25 protein-coding genes and 1 tRNA gene are annotated in these 20,926 nt (G+C 68.6%); 11 read left to right on the top strand and 15 right to left on the bottom strand.

What is annotated here, in order from left to right; translation table 11 throughout:
• Nucleotides 1-34: 34 nt before the first annotated feature.
• Complete coding sequence (locus R3A49_11630) at nt 35-1,357, bottom strand: ABC transporter substrate-binding protein (protein ID MEZ5171381.1); 1,323 nt, start codon at nt 1,355-1,357, stop codon at nt 35-37.
• A gap of 243 nt (nt 1,358-1,600) precedes the next feature.
• Between R3A49_11630 and R3A49_11635 the strand changes: the two genes are divergently transcribed.
• On the top strand, nt 1,601-2,179 hold the full coding sequence (locus tag R3A49_11635) for a GNAT family N-acetyltransferase (GenBank protein ID MEZ5171382.1): 579 nt from the start codon (nt 1,601-1,603) through the stop codon (nt 2,177-2,179).
• Nucleotides 2,176-3,102, top strand: a complete 927-nt coding sequence (locus R3A49_11640; GenBank protein MEZ5171383.1) for a DMT family transporter — start codon at nt 2,176-2,178, stop codon at nt 3,100-3,102. The genes R3A49_11635 and R3A49_11640 overlap by 4 nt, the downstream gene beginning before the upstream one ends.
• Nucleotides 3,103-3,119: 17 nt before the next feature.
• On the opposite strand, the gene R3A49_11645 is transcribed toward R3A49_11640, so the two are convergent.
• Both R3A49_11645 and amt read right to left on the bottom strand, forming a co-directional pair.
• Nucleotides 3,120-3,461: a P-II family nitrogen regulator gene (locus R3A49_11645; GenBank protein ID MEZ5171384.1), complete on the bottom strand. Its 342-nt coding sequence runs from the start codon at nt 3,459-3,461 to the stop codon at nt 3,120-3,122.
• A 34-nt stretch (nt 3,462-3,495) separates the two neighbouring features.
• Nucleotides 3,496-4,836 carry an ammonium transporter gene (gene amt / locus R3A49_11650; GenBank protein MEZ5171385.1) on the bottom strand — a complete coding sequence of 447 codons (1,341 nt, stop codon included), beginning with the start codon at nt 4,834-4,836 and terminating at the stop codon, nt 3,496-3,498.
• A 185-nt stretch (nt 4,837-5,021) separates the two neighbouring features.
• Between amt and R3A49_11655 the strand changes: the two genes are divergently transcribed.
• Nucleotides 5,022-5,453: a cyclic nucleotide-binding domain-containing protein gene (locus R3A49_11655; GenBank protein MEZ5171386.1), complete on the top strand. Its 432-nt coding sequence runs from the start codon at nt 5,022-5,024 to the stop codon at nt 5,451-5,453.
• Nucleotides 5,454-5,539: 86 nt separating this feature from the next.
• Nucleotides 5,540-7,756 carry a 4Fe-4S dicluster domain-containing protein gene (locus R3A49_11660; GenBank protein ID MEZ5171387.1) on the top strand — a complete coding sequence of 739 codons (2,217 nt, stop codon included), beginning with the start codon at nt 5,540-5,542 and terminating at the stop codon, nt 7,754-7,756.
• Between the two features lie 9 nt (nt 7,757-7,765).
• Here R3A49_11660 and dcd read toward each other — a convergent pair whose 3' ends face one another.
• The 4 genes from dcd to R3A49_11680 all read right to left on the bottom strand — a co-directional run bounded on the left by dcd (nt 7,766) and on the right by R3A49_11680 (nt 10,703).
• Nucleotides 7,766-8,335, bottom strand: coding sequence for a dCTP deaminase (dcd, locus tag R3A49_11665; GenBank protein ID MEZ5171388.1), 570 nt, complete (start codon nt 8,333-8,335; stop codon nt 7,766-7,768).
• Between the two features lie 81 nt (nt 8,336-8,416).
• A complete protein-coding gene (locus R3A49_11670; protein ID MEZ5171389.1) occupies nt 8,417-9,244 on the bottom strand; it encodes a hypothetical protein in 828 nt (275 codons plus the stop codon).
• A complete protein-coding gene (locus tag R3A49_11675) occupies nt 9,241-9,894 on the bottom strand; it encodes a TetR/AcrR family transcriptional regulator (GenBank protein ID MEZ5171390.1) in 654 nt (217 codons plus the stop codon). The genes R3A49_11670 and R3A49_11675 overlap by 4 nt, the downstream gene beginning before the upstream one ends.
• Nucleotides 9,891-10,703, bottom strand: a complete 813-nt coding sequence (locus R3A49_11680; GenBank protein MEZ5171391.1) for a Coq4 family protein — start codon at nt 10,701-10,703, stop codon at nt 9,891-9,893. The genes R3A49_11675 and R3A49_11680 overlap by 4 nt, the downstream gene beginning before the upstream one ends.
• Nucleotides 10,704-10,883: 180 nt before the next feature.
• Here R3A49_11680 and R3A49_11685 point away from each other — a divergent pair.
• Nucleotides 10,884-10,954: transfer RNA gene (locus tag R3A49_11685), tRNA-Gly, on the top strand.
• Between the two features lie 80 nt (nt 10,955-11,034).
• On the opposite strand, the gene R3A49_11690 is transcribed toward R3A49_11685, so the two are convergent.
• Nucleotides 11,035-11,838, bottom strand: coding sequence for a class I SAM-dependent methyltransferase (locus R3A49_11690; protein MEZ5171392.1), 804 nt, complete (start codon nt 11,836-11,838; stop codon nt 11,035-11,037).
• A gap of 133 nt (nt 11,839-11,971) precedes the next feature.
• Nucleotides 11,972-12,463: a polyketide cyclase gene (locus R3A49_11695; GenBank protein MEZ5171393.1), complete on the bottom strand. Its 492-nt coding sequence runs from the start codon at nt 12,461-12,463 to the stop codon at nt 11,972-11,974.
• Between the two features lie 33 nt (nt 12,464-12,496).
• Between R3A49_11695 and R3A49_11700 the strand changes: the two genes are divergently transcribed.
• The 4 genes from R3A49_11700 (at nt 12,497) to R3A49_11715 (ending at nt 14,885) form a co-directional block, all read left to right on the top strand.
• Complete coding sequence (locus R3A49_11700; protein ID MEZ5171394.1) at nt 12,497-12,700, top strand: ribbon-helix-helix protein, CopG family; 204 nt, start codon at nt 12,497-12,499, stop codon at nt 12,698-12,700.
• Nucleotides 12,697-13,077, top strand: coding sequence for a type II toxin-antitoxin system death-on-curing family toxin (locus R3A49_11705; GenBank protein ID MEZ5171395.1), 381 nt, complete (start codon nt 12,697-12,699; stop codon nt 13,075-13,077). Before R3A49_11700 ends, R3A49_11705 begins: the two co-directional genes overlap by 4 nt.
• A gap of 123 nt (nt 13,078-13,200) precedes the next feature.
• The gene (locus R3A49_11710; protein MEZ5171396.1) at nt 13,201-14,466 is read left to right on the top strand and encodes a chloride channel protein; all 1,266 of its coding nucleotides are present in this window, start codon (nt 13,201-13,203) and stop codon (nt 14,464-14,466) included.
• Nucleotides 14,463-14,885, top strand: a complete 423-nt coding sequence (locus tag R3A49_11715) for a MarR family winged helix-turn-helix transcriptional regulator (protein MEZ5171397.1) — start codon at nt 14,463-14,465, stop codon at nt 14,883-14,885. Before R3A49_11710 ends, R3A49_11715 begins: the two co-directional genes overlap by 4 nt.
• Before the next feature lie 16 nt (nt 14,886-14,901).
• Here the strand turns inward: R3A49_11715 and R3A49_11720 are convergent, their stop codons facing one another.
• Nucleotides 14,902-15,888: a DMT family transporter gene (locus R3A49_11720; protein MEZ5171398.1), complete on the bottom strand. Its 987-nt coding sequence runs from the start codon at nt 15,886-15,888 to the stop codon at nt 14,902-14,904.
• A 164-nt stretch (nt 15,889-16,052) separates the two neighbouring features.
• Between R3A49_11720 and R3A49_11725 the strand changes: the two genes are divergently transcribed.
• The gene (locus R3A49_11725) at nt 16,053-16,550 is read left to right on the top strand and encodes a GNAT family N-acetyltransferase (GenBank protein ID MEZ5171399.1); all 498 of its coding nucleotides are present in this window, start codon (nt 16,053-16,055) and stop codon (nt 16,548-16,550) included.
• Nucleotides 16,551-16,560: 10 nt separating this feature from the next.
• On the opposite strand, the gene R3A49_11730 is transcribed toward R3A49_11725, so the two are convergent.
• The 3 genes from R3A49_11730 to R3A49_11740 are packed head-to-tail and all read right to left on the bottom strand — an operon-like array spanning nt 16,561 to nt 18,412.
• Nucleotides 16,561-16,818 carry a hypothetical protein gene (locus R3A49_11730; protein MEZ5171400.1) on the bottom strand — a complete coding sequence of 86 codons (258 nt, stop codon included), beginning with the start codon at nt 16,816-16,818 and terminating at the stop codon, nt 16,561-16,563.
• Between the two features lie 47 nt (nt 16,819-16,865).
• Entirely contained in the window at nt 16,866-17,588 is a 723-nt protein-coding gene (locus R3A49_11735) for a hypothetical protein (protein ID MEZ5171401.1), read from the bottom strand.
• A 23-nt stretch (nt 17,589-17,611) separates the two neighbouring features.
• Nucleotides 17,612-18,412, bottom strand: coding sequence for an SGNH/GDSL hydrolase family protein (locus R3A49_11740; protein MEZ5171402.1), 801 nt, complete (start codon nt 18,410-18,412; stop codon nt 17,612-17,614).
• A 20-nt stretch (nt 18,413-18,432) separates the two neighbouring features.
• Here R3A49_11740 and nucS point away from each other — a divergent pair, with 20 nt between their 5' ends.
• Entirely contained in the window at nt 18,433-19,092 is a 660-nt protein-coding gene (gene nucS / locus R3A49_11745) for an endonuclease NucS (protein ID MEZ5171403.1), read from the top strand.
• A 16-nt stretch (nt 19,093-19,108) separates the two neighbouring features.
• Here the strand turns inward: nucS and R3A49_11750 are convergent, their stop codons facing one another.
• Together R3A49_11750 and dnaB are read right to left on the bottom strand one after the other, a co-directional pair.
• Nucleotides 19,109-19,291, bottom strand: coding sequence for an SHOCT domain-containing protein (locus R3A49_11750; GenBank protein MEZ5171404.1), 183 nt, complete (start codon nt 19,289-19,291; stop codon nt 19,109-19,111).
• A gap of 116 nt (nt 19,292-19,407) precedes the next feature.
• On the bottom strand, nt 19,408-20,769 hold the full coding sequence (gene dnaB, locus R3A49_11755) for a replicative DNA helicase (protein MEZ5171405.1): 1,362 nt from the start codon (nt 20,767-20,769) through the stop codon (nt 19,408-19,410).
• Nucleotides 20,770-20,926 lie beyond the last annotated feature (157 nt).

Consider the following 20,926-nt stretch of genomic DNA (forward strand, 5'->3'; position numbering starts at 1 on the left):
CTCGCACTCGGTACTTCTGATCGTCAGGAGTCGACTACTCGTCGCCGCCCGACTCGTCGATGACGATCTGGTCGACGCCCTCGACGTTCACGTCGGCACCGGTGTCGTCGTACATCCACACGTCGTAGGCGCCACGCTGTGGCTCACCCACGTCGGAGAAGTCGAGCGGCCCGGAGGCGCCGTCGTAGTTGATCGTCTCCCCGTCCTCGAGGAACTGCTTGCACTCGGCGAACTCCTTGCAGGCGTTGTCGCCCGTGAGGACGTCGGGAATGGCGTCCTTGATGGCGGACGGGTCGTTGGACCCGGCCGACTGGGCTGCGAGTGCCGTGAGGATCACGCAGTCGTAGAAGTACGACGAGAAGATCGTGTCCTCACCCGTCTCGGCGTAGACCGCCTCGAACGGGTGGTCGGCGCCGGCAGGAGCCGCGGCCGGTGCGGTTCCACGCACGCCCACGAGCACCGCGGGGTTGTTCGGGTCGACAGCCTCGAAGAACGAACTGCCCTTCGACCCGTCGGCCATGTAGGTCGGGATGTCGGCCGGGCCGGCTCCCGCCTGGATCAGCGCCTGTTCGACCAGACCACCGTCGTCGTTGAAGCCGATCAGCACGACGGCCTCGGCCCCGTTCGAGATGGCTTCGGTCACCTGCGTCGCCTCGGCGTCGAAGTTCGTGCCCTCGGGGTCGTAGGCGATCTGGTCGGTGACCGTACCGCCCGCTGCCTCGAAGGAGTCCGTGATGGCGTCGGAGAAGCCGACACCGTAGGAGTCGTTGCGGGCGATGATCACGATGTTCGTGATGCCGTCCGATGCCAGGAGCTCCGACATGGCCGGGCCTTGGAGCTTGTCGGGCGGAGCGGTGCGGAAGTAGAAGCCACCGTTGTCGTCGACGTCGGTGAGCTCGGCCGAGGTGTTCGACCCGGAGCACATCACGACGCCCTCGCTCGTGACCTTGTCGACGATGGCGAGGCTCACGCCGGAGGCGGCCGCACCGATGATCACGTCGACGTCGTCGGCCAGGAGCTGGTCGGCGGCTGCCGATGCGATGTCGGGGTCGGTGCCGGAGTCCTGGGAGATGACCTCGACGTCCTCGCCGTTCACACCACCCGCGGCGTTGATCTCCTCGGTGGCGATGTCGACCGGCGTGCTCAGCGCGCCGATGATCGCCGAGAGGTCGCCCGTCTCGGGCAACAGCTTGCCGTAGGTGAGAGCGCCCGTCTCACCGCCGCCGGTGTCGTCGGGTGCCTCGGTGGTCGACGAGTCGTCACCGGAGTCGTCGTCGGAGTCGCTGTCGCACGCCGCGGCCACCAGGCCGATCACGGCGACGACTGCGAACAGTCGTACCCAAAGATGCTTTCTCATTGATGCTGCCCCCCAGGCAGTGGATGGTTGCTGTCCCACCGCGCTCCCCCCAGAGGTCGCCCCCGTGGCCGCGGCTGTTCGTATGCGGTCCGGAACACTACTCACCGGTAGGCCCGTGCGCGGGCGCGACCGGGCCGATCCCACCCGTCCGTGCCCGGTTCGCGCCATTTGACCGGGGAAACGAAGCCGACGGCCCCCGAAATGCATCGGGTGCGCATGGACGCGCTCTGGCAGGATCGGCCGATGCGCCCGCCGGTCACCGTCCGCCCGCTCGACCCGGGCGACGCCCTCGATCTCGCCGCCGCACGGCGGGTCCTCGGCGACTACCTCGACACCACGGCTGTCGAGATGCTCGAAGCACGTGACGAGGCCGCCGGGTCCACGCGGGCCGAGGTCGACGACTTCCTGCGCGGGATCATGCCCGACGTCCTCGATCCGGTGTCGGCGTACGCGCCCGACGACTGCGTGCTGCTGATCGCCGAGTCGACGAGCGGGCCCCCGGGCGTCGTCGGCTGTGTCGGGATCACGCCGGTCGACGAGGCACACACGCACCCGTCGGCCACCGGGAGCGCGGATCTCGCCGTCACCTGCGAGATGAACCGGCTCTACGTCGCGCCGTCCCACCGGGGAGGCGGTGTCGCCCGCGCCCTCATCGACTCGTCACGCGAGTGGGCACGCTCCCACGGCTACCGGCGCATGATCCTCGACGTCGTTCCCTACCGCACGGGCGCCATCGCCCTCTACCGCTCGATGGGCTTCCGGGACGGTGCCGCCGTGGTCGACCACCCGGTCTGCACCGTGCCCCTCGAGTGCGACCTGTGAGCACGCCCGGGAGTGGACGGTCCTCTCGACTCGTCAGTACGGCCGAGGGTACGCACGCCGGGGCGTTCGGAACCGTCGAGTGGGGGCTTCTCGCCGCCACGGCCGGCATGTTCGGATCGTCGTTCCTGTTCATGTCGGAGGGCCTCCAGGCTCTCGAGCCGGGGCTCATCACCTTCCTGCGGCTGCTCCTCGGCACCGCCACGCTCGCCCTGTTCCCGTCCGCCCGGCACGTCGCCGTCGATCGTCACGACCTTCCCCGCATCGCGTTGCTCGGGATGGTGTGGATGGCGATCCCCTTCGTGATCTTCCCCGTGGCCCAGCAGTGGGTCGACTCGTCGGTGGCCGGGATGATCACGGGGGCGACTCCCCTGTTCAGCGCTGTGGTGGCGTCACTTCTCCTCCGGCGTCTTCCCGGGCCCGTCCAGCGGTGGGGCCTGCTCATCGGGTTCGTCGGCGTGGTGGCCGTCACCTGGCCGTCGCTTCGCGGAGCCGACTCCGGAACCCTCGGCGTCCTCCTCATCGTCGTCGCCGTGGCGCTCTACGGCCTGGCCACCAACCTCGCCGTACCCCTCCAGCAACGCTACGGCTCGATTCCCGTGCTGCTCCGGGCGCAGATCGTGGCGCTGATCGTCGTGACCCCGCTCGGGCTGGCGAGCATCCCCGGCTCCCACGCCGGTGGGCTCTCCCTGGCCGCCATGGTCCCGCTCGGGGTGCTCGGAACCGGCCTCGCACTCGTGGCGGTCACGACGCTCGTGGGCCGGGTGGGCGCCTCGCGCGGCTCGGTGTCGATCTACTTCGTGCCACCCGTGGCGCTCTTCCTCGGCGTCGTCGTGCTCGGCGAGCACCTCGAGCCGGTTTCGGTCGCGGGAGCGGCCCTGGTCGTGGCCGGTGCGTGGCTCACGTCCAGGGCCGAGCCCCGGTAGGAGTGCGTCACTGGGGATCACAGGGCGTCGGTGCCCGACTCGCCGGTGCGGATCCGCACCACCTCGTCGACCGAGGTGACCCAGATCTTGCCGTCGCCGATCCTGCCGGTCTGGGCCGACGTGACGACGGCGTCGACGACACCGATCTCCTGACCGGCGGCCACGAGCACTTCGACGCGCACCTTGGGCACGAAGTCCACGGTGTACTCGGCTCCCCGGTAGACCTCGGTGTGTCCCCGCTGGCGGCCGTGACCCTGCACCTCGCTCACGGTCATGCCAGACAGGTCCAGGCTCTGGAGCGCCGCCTTGACGTCCTCGAGCTTGTGCGGCTTCACGATCGCCGTGACGAGCTTCTGCATGTGTGTGTCCTCTCTCCGTCTCTCGCGTCTGCGGTCAGCCGACCGGAGCGGTGGGCCGCTCCACCGTCGCGGCGGGGGCGGACCCCACACCCGTGAGCTGCCCACCGGAGCCGACGATGACGTGCTCGCCGTAGCCCGCCACACCGTGCTCGGCGACGTCGAGGCCGCTTATCTCCTCCTCCTCGGACACGCGCAGGCCGATCGTGGCCTTCAGCACCCCGAAGACGACGGCGGAGGTGGCGATCACCCACACGAAGTTGCTCGCCGACCCGAGCGCCTGGCGCCCGAGTTGGGTGAGACCGCCTCCGTAGAGGAGGCCTTCGCTCCCGCCGAGCCCGGCGGCCTGGATGAGGTCGGGGGCGGCGAAGATCCCCACGGCCAGGGTGCCGAGAACCCCGCAGGTCCCGTGCACCGAGATGGCACCGACGGGGTCGTCGACACGCACCCGGTCGAAGAACCGGACCGAGGCGACGACCACCAGCCCGGCGAGACCGCCGATGACGACGGCCGCCCACGGGTGGACGAACACGCATCCCGCGGTGATGGCGACCAGGCCGGCGAGGACGCCGTTGGCGGACATCGACACGTCGGGCTTCTTCTGGAGCACCCAGGTCGCGATCATCGCCATGACACCACCGGCAGCCGCCGCGAGCGTCGTGGTCACCGCCACGTCGGCGACGATCGGGAAGTCGGCCGCCAGCTGGGAGCCGGGGTTGAAGCCGTACCAACCGACGAGCAGGATGAACGTTCCGAGGATCGCGAACGGCACGGAGTGGCCGGGGATGGCCCGGGGCCTGCCGTCCGGGCCGAACTTACCGAGCCGGGGCCCGACGAGGACCGCCCCGACGAGTGCCGCCCACGCACCGGTGGCGTGCACCACCGTCGACCCGGCGAAGTCGAGGAACTGCCGCTCGGCGAGCCATCCGCCGCCCCACATCCAGTGTCCGAAGATCGGGTAGATGAGGCCCGAGATGAACACCGTGTAGCCGATGTAGGCCTTGAACTTCGTCCGTCCGGCCATCGCTCCCGACACGATCGTCGCTGCCGTGGCGGCGAACGCCGTCTGGAAGAGGAAGAACGTGGCGGGGCTCAGTGTCCCGACCTCGGCGGCATCCCCCAGGAAGAAGTTGTGGTAGCCGATCCAGCCGTTCCCCACTCCGAACATGAGGGCGTACCCGAAGGCGAAGTAGATCAACGCCCCGATGCAGAAGTCCATCATGTTCTTCATCACGATGTTGGCCGCGTCGCGGCCACGTGTGAGTCCGGTCTCCACCATCGCGAAACCGGCCTGCATGAAGATGACCAGGACGGCCGCCACGAGGACGAAGACGTTGTCGACGATCACCTTGACGGCGTCGGCGCTGAGCTCCTCCATCACTGTCTCCCTTTTCGAGTGCTCGGGTCGGGAATGCGGCGGCGCACACCGCGTTCCGCGGACTGCGACATCGTGAAGGACATCGTTTTCCGGTCGGCGACACGACCGTTACGAGAACGCGTCGCCCGCCTGACGGGAACCTGACAGCGAGCACGGCGCCCGTACCGGGGCTACGATCCCGCCTCATGGCGATTCGACGCGGTGACCCGTTCCTGAAGCAGCTCCAGAAGGTGCCCCTGTTCACGGCGCTGTCCAAGAAGGACCTGAAGCTCGTGTCCAAGAGCGGAGAGGACCTCGAGGTCCCGGCCGGGCACGTGCTCGTCGAGCAGGGCGCCGCGGGAGCGGAGTTCTTCGTGATCGTGTCGGGCGCCGCCAAGGTCACCCGCAACGGACGGAAGGTCGCCACGCTCAAGCCCGGCTCGTTCTTCGGCGACCTCGCGCTGCTCGACAAGGCTCCCCGGAACGCGTCGGTGATCAGCGAGACGCCGATGGAACTCGTGGTCGTCGGGCAGCGTCAGTTCGGTGGCCTGATCGACAGCGTCCCCGGTTTCGCCCGCAAGCTGCTGGCCGGGATGGCGGCCCGTCTGCGCGAGGCCGACTCCCAGAGCGTCCAGTAGCACCGACGCTTCGCCCACCGGAGCCGGTGCGGAGCCGCGTCGGCACACCGCGGTAGATTTCGCCCGCAACCCCACGGAGGCGAGACGTGCGACGTCCCAAGGCGAGTGAGCTGGTTCTCGGTGTCGGGGTGCTCGCCGCGCTGGGCACCGTTGCGTCGGGCATCCTTCCTCACATCACGGGGTGGGAGGAGCACTCGCCCATCCACCGGGCCGTCTTCGGCAACGTGCCCACCCCGATGCAGGCCGCGTTCTACGCCTCGGTCTCGGCCATGCTCCTGTACACGGCGTGGCTCGTGTCGCTGCGGGTCCGCAACTACGAACGCGGCCGGCCCGACAACCGGAAGACCACGAAGAAGAACGTCAAACGCCGCGCCGAAGACATTCGCTCCGCCGTGTGGATGCAAACCCTGCTGCGCGACCCCGCCGCGGGCATCATGCACTCGTTCATCTACTTCGGCTTCCTCGTCCTGTTCGTGGCCACGGTGGTCCTCGAGATCGACCACCAGCTCCCCGAGTCACTGAAGTTCCTGCACGGGACGGTGTACCAGGGCTACTCGGCCACCGCCGACGCCGTCGGCGTGGTCTTCCTCATCGGGATCGTGTGGGCGCTCGCCCGCCGCTACGTCCAGCGCCCCTACCGGATCCGCATCAAGACGAAACCGGAGCACCTCGTGATCCTGATGGTGTTCCTCGTGATCGGCCTCAGCGGTTTCATCGTGGAGGGGCTGCGCATCGCCGCGCAGGGGCGCCCGGCGTTCGAGAAGTGGTCGTTCATCGGCTACGGCGTGTCGGGAATCTTCGACGGCTGGTCGACCGGAACGCTCTCCGACCTGCACCGCTGGTCGTGGGCGGCGCACTTCCTCGCCTTCGTGGCATTCCTCGTGATCCTGCCCACCACGATGCTGCGCCACATGATCACGTCACCGGTCAACGCCTACCTCAAGGACCGGGAACGGCCCAAGGGCGCCATGAAGCCCCTCCCGAACCTCATGGAGACCGACCTCGAGACGTTCGGGGCCTCCACCGTGGAGGACTTCACCTGGAAGCAGCTCTTCGACACCGACGCCTGCACGATGTGCGGTCGCTGCACGTCGGTGTGCCCGGCACACGCCACGGGCAAGCCCCTCGACCCGCGTGAGATCGTTCTGAAGGTCGGCGAGGTGATGGACGCCACGGGCGACCCGCAGGTCTCCCCGCCGATCGGCACGGTCCCCGAGATCACCATCACGGCCGACTCGGTCTTCGAGCGCGTGAGCACCGAGGAGATCTGGGCGTGCACGTCGTGCAAGGCGTGCGACGAGATCTGTCCCGTCGAGATCGAGATCCTCGACAAGATCCTCGATATGCGCCGCTACCTGTCGCTCATGGAGAGCGACTTCCCCACCGAGCTCGGCACCGCCTACCGGGCTCTGGAGAACCAGCAGAACGTGTGGGGGATGAACCAGTCCGAGCGCGCCGACTGGGCCGAGAACATCGACGACGAGGTGCCCATCGTCGACCCGTCGGCGGCCGACCTCGAACACGAGTACCTCTACTGGGTGGGGTGCTCGGGCTCGTTCGACGACCGCAACAAGAAGACGACCGAGGCCATCGCAACGCTGCTCCACCGTGCGGGTGTCGACTTCGCCATCCTCGGCCCGAGCGAGCTCTGCACGGGGGACCCGGCGCGGCGCTCGGGCAACGAGTACCTCTTCCAGATGCTCGCCATGCAGAACGTGGAGACGCTCAACGGGCTCGGCGTGAAGAAGATCATCACGCAGTGCCCGCACTGCTTCAACACGATGCGCAACGAGTACCCCGACTGGGGCGGCAACTACGAGGTCGTCCACCACTCCCAGTTCCTGAGTGAGCTCGTCGAGAGTGGCGCGCTCGACATGAGCGGGACCAACCTCGCCGAGCGCGTCACGTACCACGACTCGTGCTACCTGGGCCGCCACAACGACGTCTACATGGCGCCCCGCGAGGTCGTGGCCTCCATCGGAGGGATCGACGTGGTGGAGATGCCCCGCAACGGGACCCGCGGCATGTGCTGTGGCGCCGGCGGTGCGCGCATGTGGATGGAGGAGAGCACCGGCAAGAAGGTCAACATCGAACGGACCGAGGAGGCGCTCGCCACGGGCGCGAACCGCATCGCCGTCGCATGCCCGTTCTGCTACGTCATGATGGACGACGGCGTGCGCGAGAAGGGCCGCGACGAAGAGGTGATCGTCCAGGACATCTCGCAGGTGATGCTCGAGGCCCTCGACGCCCCGGCTTCCGAGCGCGAGCCCACCCCCACGATCGAGGGTGAGATCGGGCTCTGAGCCCGGTTCCTACCCGTCGTCGAAGTTCAGGTAGTAGCGGCTCGGCGTGGGGCCGCGCTGGCCCTGGTACTTGGAGCCCATCGACGTCGAGCCGTAGGGATGGTCGGCCTCGGTCGTCATCCTGATGAAGCTGATCTGACCGATCTTCATGCCCGGGTAGATGGCGATGGGCAGGTTGGCCACGTTGGAGAGCTCCAGCGTGAGGTGCCCGTCGAAACCCGCATCGACGAAGCCCGCGGTGCTGTGAATCAAGAGACCCAGGCGGCCGAGGCTCGACTTGCCCTCGAGCCTGGCGACGAGGTCGCCGGGTAGGGCGACCCGCTCGCGTGTCGAGCCGAGGACGAACTCCCCGGGGTGGAGGATGAAGGCGCCGTCGTCGGGGACCTCGACCAGTTCGGTGAGGTCTTCCTGGGGCTGCTTGGGATCGATGTAGGGCGTCGTGTCGTTACGGAACACGCGGAAGTAGCCGTCGACGTGGAGGTCGACCGAGGACGGCTGCACCATGTCGAGGTCGAGTGGTTCGATGATGATGCGCCCGCTCTCGAGCTCCTCGCGCAAGGTCCTGTCGGAGAGAATCACGGCGGGAACCTTACCGGCGCCGTGCCGCCACCGGCCTCTTGCCGGCACACCGGCACCCGCCGGGTGCCGGCGTTCCGTGCCTCAGTCGCTGATGGGGTCGATCGAGTCGACAACAGCGTCGAGGTTCTCCTCGAATCCGAGATCGCCGATCGGGGTGTCGGCGGTGACGTCCGCATCGAGGCCACGCCGGAGAATGACGGGCGTGTCGACACCGAGCCAGAGGTCGACACTGTACGTACCGTGCGTCGGGTCCTCCGGGGTGGCGACCTCGGAGGTGATGTTGATCCTGACCGCGTCGACCGGTTCTCCGGCCACGTCGACGGGCCCCACCTCCTCCACCCCGACGGTGACTTTCGCCGGTACGACGCCGGACTGGTCGCCGTCGGCCGTACAGTCGACCGATGTGGGCTCCTCACCGACGTCGTCAGCCATGTCGGCCCAGAAGACACGCAGAGACCGACAGTCGTCGGTGACCGTCTCGTCCTTCACCCCGACGAACTCGTGGCGGGTGATGAAGCGGTCGAGAACGAGTGCGTCGCCGTCACGGCACAGCTCGAGGACGTCGCTGCGTTGCTCGAAGATGTCGAGGGTCAGCGTCTGACCGCACTCGGTGTTGCTGACGGACTGTGCGACCTCGTCGGGGAAGTCGTGCACGGGACCTCCGAAGATGCTGACGAACTCCGAGCCTTCGGCCCTCATCGCCCAGACACCGGTCTCCAGGGACCACTCCGACGAATCGCCTCCCCCTGCCTGCGACCCTGCGTCGAACCGGGCGCCGATCTCCTCGACATCGACGGGATCAGCCCGGTCGCGGATCTCGATGACGATCTTCACGGCGGCGAGCAGCACCACGATCGTGCCGATCGGGATCCCGACCCACAGCAGTGTCTTTCGGGTCCGGCGCTTCACGGTCGGGCCGCGTGGCGTTCGCCCACACGCGATGCGATGAGCGGCGCGACCACGAACTCGCTCACGTAGCGGCGGAGACTCTCGGAATCGTCGGCAATGGGGTCGCCGCCCGCGACGAGAGCCATCCCGATGCGCACGAGGTGGTCGGACGCCTCGTCGATCGAGATGTCGCCGCGGATCTCCGAAGAGCGCTCCGACCCGGCACGTTCGACGATCTCGTGGGCGAACGTGCGGGCACGCGACGTGATCTCACGGCTGTTGCCGACGACACGGCCGGCGATCGAGCGTCCGTCGTCGGAGAAGGCGCTCACGAGCGCGGGATCGCTCCGGATCGTCGTGACCAGCATGACCATCACGTCGACGATCCATTCCTCGAGTGTTCCGTAGTCGTCGAGCTGCTCGGCCATCAGCGCGGTCCACGCGTCCGTCATACGCGTGATCACACCTTCGAGGATCTCGTCACGCCCCGAGAAGTGCTGGTAGATCGTCGAGCGCGACAGGTCTGCCTCCCCGGCGATCTCGTCGACGGTGACCTTTCCGATACTCGCTCGAAAGAAGCAGCGCTCCGCCGCGTCGAGGATTCGGGAGCGCGCTTCCTCGCCCGTCATGCCCCCGCCGACGGGGCGCCCACGACGCCGGGCCGTCATCATGCGGCGCTTCTCACGCGCTGATCCGCCGGCGAGGGAACGTCGTAACCGGTCGACATCGCCTTGGCGAAGCCGTAGCGGAACGAGGTGTACGGCAGGCCCTCCGGATGCGCGACAGTGAGCGGCGCGATACCCAGCTCGCGGCGGACGTCGTCGATCGGATGGGGCAGGAGATCCTCGTAGGGCGCCACCAGGAGGTAGTCGGCCGATCGACCCCGGCGCCATGCCTGCTTCACGAACCGGTTCCAGCGCTTCCGCGGAACGTCGCCACTGATGGCCGCGAGGATCCCGGCAACAATTCCGACGCCCGCATTGGGGATCTGGCCGTACGTGAACGCCATGACGCCTGCCTCACCGGCCCAGTCGGGCCCGTAGCCGGCGAGCGTGTGCCACAGGTCGTGGGTCTGGAGCCCACGTGTGATGAGGTAGGCGAAATCGTCGTCCCAGCCCAGACGCTGTGCCATGCCGTCGATGTCGTGTGCGGCCTCGAACGCTGAAGCGTCGAAGCGGTAGCGCGACGTGAAGTCCACGTATGCGCGGGCGAACGAGTCGCCGGCACACGCAGCCAGGGCATCGCGGTCGCCCAGGACGGCGGGAAGATCGGGGCGCTCACGCAGGAGACGCTGCCCCCGGGGGTCGTCGAGAAAACGCCGGTAGTGCTTCTCGAACGCCGGCGCACCGAGAGCGAGGGAGAACTCCATGAGCTCGGACACGTAGCGCGACGGCGCCACGAGCGCCGGCGAGCACTGGACCACGCGCTTCCAGTTCCGGCGGATGGGTCGGGGGCCCGAGGAGTGCTGCGTTCGTTGCATCGCCGTACGCTGGCATAAATGGATACTGGAGTCAATTCTGTCGAATATCTGTTTGCCTGGCCCCGGTGGCGGCCTGCCGACATCCGTACGAGGCCCGGTTCTGTGGGGGATTCGCCGACATCACCTACCGGGCCCGGCGTCGGCCGCCGAGCGGGGTCTTGGTACCCTGCGGCCTCACACGCGGGTGTAGTTCAGGGGTAGAACATCAGCTTCCCAAGCTGAGAACGCGAGTTCGATTCTCGTCACCCGCTCTCTACCGTCGCCGCCCGGAAGGCCTTGTTCGGGTCGGCGCGTGAGCTCGCAGGGAGCGCTGTCTCCATTTCGGCGTGCGTCAGGCAGCACGCGCCACCATCAGCACTGCGCCCAACGCCCCAGCCAGAGCAGCGGCGATGTTGTTCCCCAGTCGCTCCTCGAACCCGGGTCCGAACAGGTCGCTCGGAGTCAGTGCGCCCGGCGCCGGTGGCCCACCTGCGGCGTTGGCCGAGGTCCGGTCCTCGTCGTGCTCGATGGTGAACCCGGCATCGGTCAGCAACTCGGCGTATCGCTGCCGGGTCTCGACGAACGACGACGTCTCGTCGTCGGCCCATGGCAACGGGTAGACGATCTCCCCGTCTCCCACGCGCATCTGCTCGTAGACAGCGAACAACCCACCGGGCTCGAGGACCCGCCGGACCTCGGCGAACACCTGGGCCTTGTCGGCGATGTTCATGCCTGCGTGGTTCAACATGGCTCGAGCGAACGACCCTTCGGTGTAGGGCATGTCGGTCGCGGAACCGACATCGAACGTCACCTGGTCTGACAGGCCGAGCCGTTGGGTGAGAAGCCTGGCGAGCGCTACGAAGTCGGGGCTGAGGTCGATCCCGGTGACTCGACAACCGTGTTTGGCCGCAGCCATGCGCGCCGGGCCACCGACCCCACAACCGACGTCGAGTAGTGCAGTTCCGGGCGTGAGGTCGAGATGATCCAGCAGGTACTCGGTTGCGGGACCGAAGCCGGCGTGCAGCTGGTCGAGACCGGCCAGGTTCTCGACCCGCAGGGCGTCGATGTCGACCCCGGCCGTGCGGAGGGCATCGAACACGACACCCTCGAGATCATCGCCACCGTAGTAGTCGCGGACAACATCGTCAGCGTCCACCTCACCCTCCAGACGTCCTCACCAGATGGGCTCCAGCATGCTCCTCGAGGCAACTGGTGTCGAGCGTGGGTGCGGTGTGGGTTTCATCACAGTCGCGCGTCACCCGCTCCACGGCCCTTTCCGACCGGGGCAGCTACGCGTCGGCGCCGGGGCGGGACCTTCCGGGAGCGACGGTGCGGGCGAGGATGCCGAGCGTCGCCAGGAGTCCGGTCTCCTTGATGACCGGAAAGATCCCGAGGTCCTTGTAGTCGGAGGGTGCGTTCGACCAGTCGTAGTACGACGTCACGAGCGTTCCGCCGTCGACGGGCTCGAGGCGGTAGCCGTAGACGTGTTCCATCGGCGGCTGGATCTGTCCGTCGATGGTCCAGGCGATCTCGGCGTCCTGTTCGAACGCGGTGATGACGACCGTGACCTCGTACTCGCCGAGGTCGAAGTCGCGCAGCGCGTCGCGGTCCATGTGCATCACGAAGCGGTCGCCCACGGCCGTGGCCGGCTCCCCGTCGGCCCACATCAACATCCCCGACGCGTCGATCGCCACGTGGCCCTCGGGACTGCGCAGGATCTCGAAGATCTCCGGGGGCTCGGCCGCGATGGCCCGCTGCACTTCCACGCGCTCTGTTGTCATGAATCGACGGTATCACTTTGGTATCATGGGTGCATGGCCATGACGTTGCGCCTCACCGACGACGAGCACCACGCCCTGCAGGAACTGGCGGCTGCCGAAGGGATCTCCATGCAGGAGGCCGCCCGGCGCGCCGTTCGCGACTTCGTCGTGCGCAGCGAACACCGCTCGCGGGTGTCGAGCGCCGCCGAGCGGGTCATCGAGGCGCACTCCGACGCGCTCGACCGGCTCGGTCGGTGAGTCGCGATCTCGAGTATCTCGACCTCGAGGATGTCCTCGGGCTCGCGGCGCGCCTTCTCGGCGACCCGCCCTCCGTACGGGACATAGGGCTACTGGGATCAGCCGTCGCGCGGCCGCAGACAACTGTCTTCGGCGACGACGCCTACCCCGATCTGTGGAGGAAGGCCGCGGCGCTTCTCGACTCGATCGTCAACAACCATCCGTTGGTCGACGGCAACAAGCGACTTGGCTGGCTCGCGACTGCCGTGTTCCTCGAAATCAACGGAGTCACGATCTCGGGTGCCGACAACGACGCCGTGTACGACCTCGTCGTTCAGGTTGCGACCGGTCCCTCCGACGTCGAGGGAACTGCGTCGCTCCTGGAAGCACTCGTCTGACGAGCCGTCAGCACGGGGAGCGCGGCAGCGGCTGTGAGGGCGGCGGCGCCCGGTACACGCCGCCGGGGCGGCGACACGGGCCTCGCCTTGCATTCCTGACGAGGGATAATACATCGTATTACGATGTTTCGTTCACCCTGGTCGTCCCGGGCGCTCCTGGCGTTCCGGTCACGCTCGATCCCGCTGTACTTCCTCGTCGGGGCCGTCGGCGGCCTGGGAGGTGCCGCCTTCGTCGGGCTTCTCTCGCTGCTCGGCTCCGTCGTCGGGCCCGACAACATCGCCGGTGGCGCCGCCCAGTGCGCCGTGCTGTTCGGAGCGGGCGTTCTCGTCGCCGTCCTGACACGTCTCCTCGGGTCGTCCGGCAACGTCGACCTCCTCGTGGACAACATCCACGTCCTCGGTGGGGCTGCTGACATCCGCGGGCTCCGCTCACTGATCCCGACCTCGCTGGTCTGCATCGCCTCCGGCGGAGCACTCGGACCCGAGGCACCCCTGGTGCAGTCGACGGGATCCGCGGGGACATGGTTGGCCCAGTCACAGCGGAAGTCACCGCGCGACACGCGAGTTCTCACCATCACGGGGATGGCGGCGGGTTTCGCCGTCCTGTTCGGTGCACCGATCGGCTCGGGCGTCTTCGCTCTGGAGATCCTCCACCGACGGGGGCTCGAGTACTACGAGGCACTGATTCCCGCGATGGTCGGGGCACTGACCGGCTACGTCGTGTACATCGGCGTGTCGACGGCCGGCCTCGCTCCTGTCTGGTCGTTTCCCGCCGCCGCCCCGACCGAGGCGATCGACCTGGTGCCGGCCGCGGTCATGGGTGTCGTGGGGGCACTCATCGCGGTGGCCTTCATCGCCCTGTCGCGGATCGGCCGCTTCCTCGCCCGTGGCGTTCCCGTCTGGGCGCTGCCCGCCATCGGCGGGGTGGTGCTCGGGCTCCTGGCCCTGTGGAACGCCTACGCGTTGACCTTCGGCGAGGGGCAGCTGGAGGACCTCCTCGTTCCCGGGGTCGGGGTCGGGACCCTCGTCGCGGCCGGCACGGCCAAGCTCCTGGCCAGCACGACCTGCCTTGCGACGGGATGGAAGGGCGGCTTCATCATCCCTCTCTTCTTCATCGGGGCGGCGGCGGGCACCCTCGCCCACCACGTGGCTCCCGGGGCCCACACCACGGTCCTCGTGAGCGCGGGCATGGTGGCGGCATGCGTCGGCGTCACCAAGACGCCGCTCGGCTCGACGCTCGTCGTCGCCGAGATGGCCGGCCTCACGCTCACACCCATGCTGCTCGTCGCGGCGCTGGTGTCGTTCCTGCTCACACGCGACATCGGTCACCTCGAGGCACAGCGACACCGTGCCGACAGTGGCACCACCGACGAGGGAGCCTCATCATGAGCGGACCCGGGACACGGTACGACCTGTCCGATCGCGATTACCGCAGCCTGGCCCGCTTCCGCCACGCGCTACGCGTCTTCACCCGCTTCTCCGAGGAGGCCGCCCGCGACGCAGGGCTCACCCCCTCGCAGCACCAGTTGCTCCTCGCGGTGCGCGGATGGGCCGGCGAGGGTGACCCGTCCGTGTCGGAGATCGCCGAGCGCCTCCAGCTCCGGCCGAACTCGGCGCTCGAGCTGGTGACCCGTGCCGAGGAGGCGGGCCTCGTCACCCGCACGGTCCCGCCGGACGACCAACGTCGGCACGAGATACGGCTCACCCGGACCGGGAGCGACAAGCTGCGCTCCCTCTCGGTGCTGCACCGCCGGGAGCTCCGGCGGTTCCGCGCTGAGATGAACGACATCCTGGTCGAGCTCGACTGACCGAGGCCCGCCGGGTTCAGTCCTCCATCTCCACGGCGGCCTCCTCGGCGAGGCGGCGCCCGGCCGGGGACAGCACCGCACCGAACACCCCCGCGAGGGTGAGAAGCCCGGCCAGCACCTCCGCCCCGCCGATGGTCTGACCCAGCAGTGCCCACGCGGTGAGCCCGGCGATGAACGGGGTCGCCAGGCGCATCACGGGCGGGATGTTGGCCGGAACCCACCGCAACGGCCATGTCATCACGAAGTGGCCCACGAGGCCCGGCACGAAGGCGATGCCGGCGGCCAGGAGCAGCGACTCACCGTCGACCGAGCCGACAGCCTCCCCGGTCACCACCACGAAGGCTGACACGGTGAATGCCGCGACGGTCATGACGCCGAAGAGGAAGGGCACGACGTCGATGTGCTCGCGTCCCTGCTTCGAGAACATGAAGAACAACGCGAAGAAGAAGACGTTGGTCGCCGCGAGCATCATCCCACCGAGATCCCCGTCGGGCCCCGACGAGCCCGCCACGACGACGAGGGCCGAGCCGGCGATGGCGACGGCCGACCAGAGACGGAACGGCACACCCGTGCGCTCGTTGAACATCGGGACGGCCAGGACCCCGACGATCACCGGGGAGAGACTCGACATGAGCGTGACGTCGACGACCGAGGTCGCCTTGATGGCCGTCATGAACATCAGCTGGTGGACACCGAAGGCCACGCCGGCCTTGAGCGCCCACATGAGCCCCGCCCGTTCGGGGCGCCTGCCCGTGCGTCGGATGTGGACGGCGCTCAGGAACCCGAACGCCAGGACCCCGAACCAGAGCCGGTAGAAGGACAGGACCGGGCCCGCCACGTTGGAGGCCGACACCATGACCGGCCCCATGCTGTAGCAGAACACACCGATGGCGATCAGGACGAGCGGGCGCCGGCGGGCAGCCTCCCGGACCCTCGCCACCATGCCGATCGACGGGGGGAGGGGGGAGTCGCCGAGTTCGGGGACGGGAGGGACCGTGGGCATGGCCTCCCAGTATGGGGCGGCCGGATCGCGCGGGGTGGGGCGTTTCACCGGAGCCCTCAAGGAACGGGACCCGGAGCCGATCAGACCGGGTGATCGGGATCAGCGCACCGCCATCGCCCGCCGGGTCATCGGGCCTCGGGCGGAACGCACTCTGCACCGCCCGGATGCGCCTGGTCCCCTCGTCGGCCCGTCACCTGCGCGCCGACCTCGCGGGAACCGACGCCCTGAGCCACGAGTTGGGCACGGACGTGCCCGGGGAGTGGCCACCCGAGCTCATGGCCGCGGACCGCGAGACGCTCGTGACGCTGCTCGACGGCGACCCGACCGCCGTCGGCTGGTACCCGTGGTACTGGATCGCCCACGACACCCCGACCGTCGTCCTCGTCGGCTTCGGGGGCTTCGGCGGGCCACCCACAGACGGGATCGTCGACCTGGCGTACTCGCTGCTCCCCGGCGGGCAGCGCCGTGGCTACGCCACCGAAGCCGTCGGCGCCCTCGTCGCCTGGGCGTTCGGCACCGGACGCGTGCGGCGCGTCGACGCGGAGACGCTCCCGCACATGACCGCCTCCGTGAGAGTCCTGGAGCGGAACGGGTTCGTACGCGCCGACTCGAGCAACGGCTCAGGCGTTCTGCGCTTCACACGCGACGTGCACACCCTCTGACGTCGCCGTTCTAGGCGACGAGCGACCCCACCGCAGCGGCCATCACGACAAAGCCGATCACCATGTAGAGGACGGTGCGCGCGACGGGCGCCTGGGCGAGGTCGTCGTCGCTCTGGTGGGCCGACGGCCGGGCACCCCCTCGTCGCCGGCCGGCAGCGGCAGCGGACCGGTCGGAGCGCCGACGGATCAACGCCAACCCGTTGCCGACGAACAGCGCGGCGCCGAGGGCGGCGAGCAGCTGGACGAGGAGGTCGTCGTAGAAGTCCACGCTGGAACGCTACGCCACCGCGCCGATGCTTCCGGAGTCGCGCCGCGTTACCCGTCCAGCGGGTATCCCTCGAGTAGAGCCGCGATCTGTTCGGGCGTCGCCGGATCAACGGCGACGGCCGTCCAGGTCTCGGTCACGTCGGGGCGGATCGACACCCGCGCGAGAACCGTGCCGTCGTCGTCGAAACACGTCTCGGTGAGGGTGCCGACCTGCATCAGGTCGGCACCCTCCTCCCCGGTCCCGTCGGTCGCGCTGTCGGATGGCACGACCTGGAAGCACCGGGTGGGGCGACCGAGGAGCGTCGGGCCCTCGGCGATCCCGACGGTGAGATCCCCGGTTTCGGGGTCGGTCCGCCCGGTGAGGCTGTCGACGTCCTGGGCGGCACGTTCGTCGTACGGCCCCACCGTCTCGGGCGGACGGCACTCCCGGACACCTTCGAAGTTCGTGCACGAGAACTCCTCGGTCCCGCGCCAGTAGGTGAGGCCGCTCGACGTGGCGACGATCTGCTCGTCGGCGAGCGTGACCTCGGACTGCTCCTCGGCGAGCACCACCTCGCCGTCCTGGAAACGCTCGTACGCGAACGTCGTGGCAGTGCCCGGCTCCAGGCTGCCCGCGTGCAGGGCCAGGAACTCCTCGCGTGTGCCGGGCTCCACCGTGACCTGCTCACCCGACAGCGGTGAGTCGAGGCTGTCGGCACCGTCGTCACTGTCGGTGCCGCCCGATGACGTGCACGCCGCGACAAGAGCCAGGCCGGCCACGGCGACCGCCACCGCGGGTCTTCGCGGGAACCGGATCAGGAGACGGCGGCGCGCTCGCGAAGCGCCTGGGACACGGCGGTGGCGACCGCCGGAAACGCTGCTCGGGCCCACACCGCATGGCCCTCCGCATTGGGGTGGAAGAGGTCGGGGGAGAACAGCGACGGGTCCCGGAAGGCGTCGCCGGACACCTCGCGCACAGGAGCCCGGATCACGCCGTCGACGCCGGAGGCCACGCGTCCATGGACCGCATTGGCGGCGCGACACCGCTCCCCGGCGATGGCACCCAGGGGGAAGGGCAGTCGCGGGCAGTCGCCCAGGTCGCCGACCCCGGCGAGAACGACGACGGAATGACACGTTCGCAGTTCTGTGACGATTCGCGTGAGCAGTGTCTCGAGTCGACTCATGGAAGTTCCGCGCAGGGCGTCGTTGGCGCCGACGGAAACGATGGCCACGTCGCCACGCTCCGACGTGGCGTCCACGAGTTGCCGCTCCACGACGTCGCGCACGCGCGATCCGCTGACAGCGTGGTTCACGATGTCGATGCAGTAGGTGCTCGACAGGCGGCGTGCGACCTGCCGGACCCAGATGTCGTCGGGATGGTCGAGGCCGGGCGCCGTGATACTGCTGTCGCCCAGGAGCGTGAACCGGACACGGGGATGAGACGGATCGCCGATCGTGCCCGACGGGTCGAGCTCGTCGAAGGAGGGCAGGTTTCGGTGATTGACGTACCACGCCTGGAATCCGAGCGCCGCCATCGCCGCGGCCGGAACGCCGACAGCGACGGCGCGGGTCGGTACCCGCGGAATCCTGATCACCGGCCGCCTGAGCTCGGGCATTCGGGTAGTTTCGCAGATCTGTGCGGCTGCTGGTGGCGGACTGCGAGGTGGAGTACGACGGCCGGCTGGGAGCGCGCCTCGCACGGGCGCCGCGCCTCATCATGTGCAAGGCGGACGGCTCGGTGGCCGTGCACTCCGATGCCAGGGCCTACAAGCCTCTCAACTGGATGACCCCGCCGTGCACCGTGACCGACACCGACGACGGCATGGTCGTGCGCAACGCCAAGGGCGAGGAACTGCGCATCACGATCCACGAGGTGCTCTTCGACCACAGCACCGACCTCGGGGAGGACCCGGGCCTCGAGAAGGAGGGTGTCGAAAAGGAGCTCCAGGCGCTCATCGCGGATCGCGTGCAGCTGCTATGCGACGGCTTCGAGCTGGTACGCCGTGAGTACCCGACCGACATCGGCCCCGTCGACCTGCTGTGCCGTGACGGCGACGGGCGCACCGTGGCCGTGGAGATCAAGCGTGTGGGAGAGATCGCGGGCGTGGAGCAGCTCGTGCGCTACCGGGAGCGTCTCGACCTCGACCCGGCACTCGCCCCGATCCGCGCCATGTTCGTGGCGCCCGAGATCAAGCCACAGGCGAAGGTCCTGGCCGACAGCCGCGACGTCGACTGGGTGGAGGTCGACCTCGATCTCCTCCGCGGCACCGACGACGGATCCCTGCGTCTCTTCTGATCCTCAGCTCAGGTCCTCAGCCGAGGATCTTGGCCTTGGCGGCGGCGAACTCCTCGTCGGTGAGAGCACCCGAGGCGTGCAGCGTGGCGAGCTCCTGGAGCTTGGCGACGTCGTCGCCACCTCCTGACGAGGGCGCTGGCTGCGCTGCGGCCTGCTGCTGGGCCGCCTGGTCCTCGGCGGCCTGCTCACGGCGGTCCATGCGGCGGTTCATCCGGCGGCTGGTGCGCCGCGACGTTCGACGTGATGTCCGGCGCATGCTGCGTCTCAGGGGTGGCATCGGGGACTCCTCGTTCGGAAGACAGAAAGAATAGGGGGTTAGTCGCGGGCCATGTTGGCGAACTGGGTGAACTGCGGGATGAAGGCGAGGCGCACCGAGTCGGTGGGACCGTTACGGTGCTTGCCCACGATCACCTCGGCGATACCGCGGTCCTCCGACTCGGGGTTGTAGATCTCGTCGCGGTAGATGAAGCAGACGACGTCGGCGTCCTGCTCGAGTGACCCCGACTCACGCAGGTCGGCGAGGACGGGGCGCTTGTCGGTGCGGTACTCGAGCTGGCGGTTGAGCTGCGAGAGCGCGAGGACGGGTGTCTCCAGCTCGCGGGCGAGGATCTTGAGGCTCCGGCTCATCTCCGACACCTCGATCTGGCGGTTCTCGGCCGTCGCGCTGCCGCTCATCAGCTGGATGTAGTCGACCACCACGAGGCCGAGGTCGCCGTGTCGGGCCTTGATGCGCCGGGCCTTCGCCCGCATCTCCATGACCGTGCAGTGCGGGTTGTCGTCGATGAGCAGGGGCGCCTCGGCCAGTCGACCGACGGCGTGGGAGAGACGTGTCCAGTCGGCTTCGGGGATGTTGCCGGTGGCGAGCTTCTTGGAGTCGACACGCGCCTCGCTGGCGAGGAGGCGCTTCGTGAGCTCGAGGTGCCCCATCTCGAGTGAGAAGAAGAGAACGGGACGCCGCTGGGTGAGCGCGACGTTGCGTGCCGCGCCGAGTGCGAGTGCCGACTTCCCCATCCCGGGGCGTGCGGCGAGGATCACGAGCGCCGAGGGCTGGAGGCCGAGCAGCACCGAGTCGAGGTCGTCGTAGCCGGTGGGCACACCCGTGATGTCGCCCTCGTGGCCGTAGAGGTACTCGAGCTGGTCGAGGGTGTCCTCGAGCGACGTGTGCAGGTCGACGGGGTCGGTGACACGGCCACCGGCGACGTCGTAGACGAGCGACTCGGCCCGGTCGAGCGTGTCGCTCACGCTCTCGGTGGAGACGTAGCCCATCTCGGCTATCTCGCCGCCGACGGCGATGAGACGCCGCATGAGCGCGAGCTCACTGACGATCGCCGCGTAGTGGCCGGCGTTGGCCGACGCCGGCGTGTTCGCCTGGAGCGCCACGAGCGCCGACTTGCCGCCGACGGCGTCGAGGAGCCCGACGCGACGGAGCTCCTCGGAGATCGTGACGGGATCGACCGGCTCGCCCTGGCCGTAGAGGGCCATGACCGCCTCGAACACGTGGCCGTGCGCGGGCTTGTAGAAGTCGGAGGTGCTCAGGCGTCGCTCACCGGCGGCGGTGATGGCATCACGTGAGAGGAGCATCGCTCCGATGAGCGACTCCTCCACCTCGATGTTGTGGGGCGGAGTGCGCAACCCGTCGTCGCGGCGCCGGCGCGCGTCATCTAGTGCCTGGACCACCGTGCTCCCCCCTTCTGGAATCCCCGGGCCGGGCGTCGATCGTGACAGAGGTGCCCTGTGGGGAGTAAGTGGTGAAACCCCGATTTTTTCGGGGATTCTCCTGTGGACAACTGCCCGGTTTCTCCACAGGCCCGTGGACGACACATGGACACGATCA

This window comes from Acidimicrobiia bacterium (assembly GCA_041394025.1).
GTDB lineage: Bacteria > Actinomycetota > Acidimicrobiia > IMCC26256 > JAOSJL01 > JAOSJL01.

What these genes read in the sequence shown, in the direction of transcription:
- R3A49_11680 (MEZ5171391.1), bottom strand. Translation starts at nt 10,703, where the DNA reads ATGCAACGAACGCAGCACTCCTCGGGCCCCCGACCCATCCGCCGGAAC.
- R3A49_11645 (MEZ5171384.1), bottom strand. Translation starts at nt 3,461, where the DNA reads ATGCAGAAGCTCGTCACGGCGATCGTGAAGCCGCACAAGCTCGAGGAC.
- amt (MEZ5171385.1), bottom strand. Translation starts at nt 4,836, where the DNA reads ATGGAGGAGCTCAGCGCCGACGCCGTCAAGGTGATCGTCGACAACGTC.
- R3A49_11715 (MEZ5171397.1), top strand. Translation starts at nt 14,463, where the DNA reads ATGAGCGGACCCGGGACACGGTACGACCTGTCCGATCGCGATTACCGC.
- R3A49_11630 (MEZ5171381.1), bottom strand. Translation starts at nt 1,357, where the DNA reads ATGAGAAAGCATCTTTGGGTACGACTGTTCGCAGTCGTCGCCGTGATC.
- R3A49_11700 (MEZ5171394.1), top strand. Translation starts at nt 12,497, where the DNA reads ATGGCCATGACGTTGCGCCTCACCGACGACGAGCACCACGCCCTGCAG.
- R3A49_11725 (MEZ5171399.1), top strand. Translation starts at nt 16,053, where the DNA reads ATGCGCCTGGTCCCCTCGTCGGCCCGTCACCTGCGCGCCGACCTCGCG.
- R3A49_11750 (MEZ5171404.1), bottom strand. Translation starts at nt 19,291, where the DNA reads ATGGACCGCCGTGAGCAGGCCGCCGAGGACCAGGCGGCCCAGCAGCAG.
- R3A49_11635 (MEZ5171382.1), top strand. Translation starts at nt 1,601, where the DNA reads ATGCGCCCGCCGGTCACCGTCCGCCCGCTCGACCCGGGCGACGCCCTC.
- R3A49_11710 (MEZ5171396.1), top strand. Translation starts at nt 13,201, where the DNA reads ATGTTTCGTTCACCCTGGTCGTCCCGGGCGCTCCTGGCGTTCCGGTCA.
- R3A49_11740 (MEZ5171402.1), bottom strand. Translation starts at nt 18,412, where the DNA reads ATGCCCGAGCTCAGGCGGCCGGTGATCAGGATTCCGCGGGTACCGACC.
- R3A49_11655 (MEZ5171386.1), top strand. Translation starts at nt 5,022, where the DNA reads ATGGCGATTCGACGCGGTGACCCGTTCCTGAAGCAGCTCCAGAAGGTG.
- R3A49_11675 (MEZ5171390.1), bottom strand. Translation starts at nt 9,894, where the DNA reads ATGATGACGGCCCGGCGTCGTGGGCGCCCCGTCGGCGGGGGCATGACG.
- R3A49_11720 (MEZ5171398.1), bottom strand. Translation starts at nt 15,888, where the DNA reads ATGCCCACGGTCCCTCCCGTCCCCGAACTCGGCGACTCCCCCCTCCCC.
- R3A49_11695 (MEZ5171393.1), bottom strand. Translation starts at nt 12,463, where the DNA reads ATGACAACAGAGCGCGTGGAAGTGCAGCGGGCCATCGCGGCCGAGCCC.